The 3,081-nt window shown below is 62.4% G+C and carries 4 protein-coding genes, 1 tRNA gene and 2 pseudogenes; 2 read left to right on the top strand and 5 right to left on the bottom strand.

Going from position 1 to position 3,081, the window contains the following annotated elements:
- Together CCR96_RS25375 and CCR96_RS25370 are read right to left on the bottom strand one after the other, a co-directional pair.
- Positions 1 to 723 (bottom strand): AAA-type ATPase lid domain-containing protein (locus CCR96_RS25375; RefSeq protein ID WP_476702837.1); only part of this gene is annotated, 723 nt, incomplete at its 3' end.
- A gap of 182 nt (positions 724 to 905) precedes the next feature.
- Positions 906 to 959, bottom strand: a pseudogene (locus CCR96_RS25370) (hypothetical protein); the annotation flags it as partial.
- Here CCR96_RS25370 and CCR96_RS19690 point away from each other — a divergent pair.
- Positions 934 to 1,284: a hypothetical protein gene (locus tag CCR96_RS19690; RefSeq protein ID WP_201222588.1), complete on the top strand. Its 351-nt coding sequence runs from the start codon at positions 934 to 936 to the stop codon at positions 1,282 to 1,284. The pseudogene CCR96_RS25370 and the gene CCR96_RS19690 overlap by 26 nt on opposite strands.
- Here the strand turns inward: CCR96_RS19690 and CCR96_RS25190 are convergent.
- Together CCR96_RS25190 and CCR96_RS25185 are read right to left on the bottom strand one after the other, a co-directional pair.
- Complete coding sequence (locus tag CCR96_RS25190; RefSeq protein ID WP_274601163.1) at positions 1,251 to 1,997, bottom strand: transposase family protein; 747 nt, start codon at positions 1,995 to 1,997, stop codon at positions 1,251 to 1,253. The genes CCR96_RS19690 and CCR96_RS25190 overlap by 34 nt on opposite strands.
- Before the next feature lie 58 nt (positions 1,998 to 2,055).
- Positions 2,056 to 2,256: pseudogene (locus tag CCR96_RS25185) on the bottom strand (Druantia anti-phage system protein DruA); the annotation flags it as partial.
- Positions 2,257 to 2,522: 266 nt separating this feature from the next.
- Between CCR96_RS25185 and CCR96_RS19675 the strand changes: the two are divergent.
- Positions 2,523 to 2,598, top strand: a tRNA-Thr gene (locus CCR96_RS19675).
- Positions 2,599 to 2,908: 310 nt separating this feature from the next.
- Here CCR96_RS19675 and CCR96_RS19670 read toward each other — a convergent pair.
- Positions 2,909 to 3,081, bottom strand: a 173-nt coding sequence (locus tag CCR96_RS19670) for an IS1 family transposase (protein ID WP_242518334.1), incomplete at its 5' end; no start/stop codon positions are given.

Raw genomic sequence — 3,081 nt, 5'->3', positions numbered from 1 at the left:
TTCGCCCAAGTCGCCGATCCTGACACGCTCGCCAATCATTTCGGACTCGCAACGACAGCGGTTGACGCGCAACCGCGCTACAACGTCGCGCCGACCCAAGCAGTGCTGGCAGTCCGACTGACCGAGGGTTGGTGATCGATTCTCCCGTCCTGTTGGGCATTGCAGGACCAGGTCGCGCCGGGATTGGTGGAGCCAATAGAGCACTTCGAGCGAGGTTGTCGTCTGCAGACCGACCAGCGCCTGATCCCAGGGCTGGAACACCTCGATCTGACACTCGGGGCCGTTCAGGTTACCTTGGCGCGGACAGTCCTCGCGCTGCTGCCAAGGGGTATGGATGCGCCCGATGTACTGCAACCAGGCGTCTGACGCTTGGAGGTGCTCCACGGCGACCTCGCCGGGGCGTTTGGCTTGCTGCGGGCTCATCGCAGCGCTCCCTGGGTGCCGCCCTTGAGTGATGCCGTCGAACAGGTTGGGCGCGCGGCCGCCTCGTGCTCCAGATGCGAGCAGCCCTCGAGAAACGTCCACTCGGCCTGGGGATGGCTGGGGGATTCGATGATTCAGCCGATCGCCCTCGATGCCGGGACCGCTGCCGGGTGCCGCGACCACCCCTTGGCCAAGCTGCAGCCATTCGATCGGGAAGACGCTGTCGCGCGCCAGCAGCACGGCGCGCTCGACGACATTACGCAGCTCGCGCACGTTGCCCGGCCAGTGGTAGCCGCGCATCTGCTCGTAGACCGCCGGCGGACCTCGCGCACTTGGCGACCGGAACGGGCGTTGTATTCGTCGATCATCACCGGCACCAGCTGCTCGAGATCCTCGAGGCGCTCGCGCAGCGGTGGCAGGTCGAGGCGGAACACCGACAGGCGATGGAACAGGTCGCTGCGAAAATCGCCGCTGCGCACGCGCTCCTCGAGACGCTGATTGCTGGCGGCAATGATCTGCACATCGACCTCGATCAGGCGCTCGCCACCGAGCCGGCGCAGGCGCCGGTCCTCGAGCACGCTCAAGAGCTTGGTCGTCGATACGCATGGCGTTGGTCAGTGTCATCAGGCGGATATCGGCGGCCACGGTGGGCTGATTGTCTTTGGCGATGAAGAGGTCGTGGGCGCCGCGCGCCACCACCTGTTGGGCGATCTTGCGCTGGGTCAGCAGGGCATCGGCGGTGATAGTCTTGCCGCGGATGTCGAGCGATTCGAGCAACGGGATGGCCATGCCGATCTCATTGGTCTGCTTGACCTCGTCGGTCGCGCCTACGGGCAAGGCGGCGACTTGTTTTGGGTGTAGCAGGCCTGGCTTTGGTGTCCCACGGCACCAAGGATGTGCGTCTGCTGCCCGGCCTCGTCAATGGCGTTGCGCAGGGTCTTGCCGTCGAGGGCCAGCCCTTCGTCGGCCCCGGTCATCTGCGCGTTCCAGCCTTGCAGGGCATGATCGAGGTACTCAGGCGGGATGCGAATGAGCAGGTCGCGGAAGCGGGTGCGGCTGGGCACCTCGTAGCGGCCGTTGCGGTAGCGGCAGCGAAAGCGCGCCCGTGCCTGCTGGCTGAGGTCAGCGGCCCACGCGGCGATGGCCTTGTAGCCACGCGCCCCGCACAGCACCGCGCCAGCGGCGATGCCCAGGGCCGCGGGCAAGGGATGGCGCCGTCCCTGGCCGCGGCGCGGATCGGGAATGTCGGCGAAGAACTCCGGAAGTGCGCGCATGTGATCAGCCGTCAACAGCCTCTTCGGTGCTCCATGGTGGTAACGCGGATCAAGGATTGGGGCAGATAAGCGCACGCGCACGTTGCCGATCAATGGGCGGACGAACACCCGCTTGGGCGTGCGCGCACGCTCGCTGTAGCCGGCACGGGTACGGCGAAAGCCGCGGCTCTCGCCCACCGCCAGCCAATTGGCCGCGCGGTAGCTGGTGTCGAGGAAAAAACGCGGATCGACGAAGGTCTCCAACAACCACAGCGGATGTCCGAAGCGCGCCTGCCAATCGGTGCTGACTCGCCGCTGCAAGTAGCGCGAGCACGCGCGAGGCAAGATTCGGCACATGCGCATCGGGCAAGATGAGAAAGCGCACGTTGTTGCCGATCAGATGCAGCCGATCGTACTGGTAGCGATGCTTCCAGCCGATCCAGCGGTCGCGCGCCGCGCACTTCCACGCCGCCGCGCCCACCACCAGCAACGCCAACCACTGCTCCCGCCAGGTCGCCACGTACCAGATCGTCTGCCCGATCTTTGCCGCCGCACCGAGATAGTGATGGTTATCGAGCAAGCCTTTGAACCGCAGCTCCTCTTCGCGTGCGACCGCTCGTACTCAAATCTCTTGCAGGTTCAAGCCGCTCTCTCACAACGCCATTTTTCCCAGCACGATACCTGACAGCGGGCGAAATGACCAGATCCGGGGATAACATGTCATCATGGTGTCGGATTTGCGGTTAGAACGGGTTTCGCCCTGTCCGGAACGCACAAAACCCTTGTCGATAAACACCTGATCTCTTAACATGCTCGGCTGGTTGAATTTCCAACCAGCCTCCTCTCGCCGATGTAGCTCAGGTGGTAGAGCAACTGATTCGTAATCAGTAGGTCAGCGGTTCGAATCCGCTCATCGGCTCCATATAATCAATGACTTGCCGCAGCCGCCCTGATGCTGCCCTCGCTCCCGCGTTACCACATGGTTCTAGCATCGACGCAATCCGGCTTTGCCCGCGACAGTGAAAGATCATCGATTTAGGCACGTTTCGCCACGTAGCGGTGCCTGATGGTCTCCGCAGCCAGGAATTGGCTCCGCTCTTGTCAGATCAAGGCTGAATCGAGCGACTGCGCTGGCGCTTCTCATCCTCCTCTGCGGCAACGCAAGGACATATCTAGCACTGTAGAATCAACCGAGTCTCCTATGCCAGTGGGTAGTGCTCTACATGTGTTTCTCACACGGCAAGCCCGAACTCATATCGATTGATAAAAAGCCCAATAACAGTATCGTGCATGACGTCGAGTTTGGAAAAACAGATGGTTTTCCGTGCCAGGCGTTTAATACGTGTTCTGAGCGTAAGATGCTTGCGTTCAATTTTTTGTGTATTGGCCTTACCAGTCACTTGCT

The organism is Halochromatium roseum (assembly GCF_016653315.1).
GTDB classification, from domain to species: Bacteria; Pseudomonadota; Gammaproteobacteria; order Chromatiales; family Chromatiaceae; genus Lamprobacter; species Lamprobacter roseus.
This window is presented reverse-complemented; position numbering and strand designations above follow the sequence as displayed.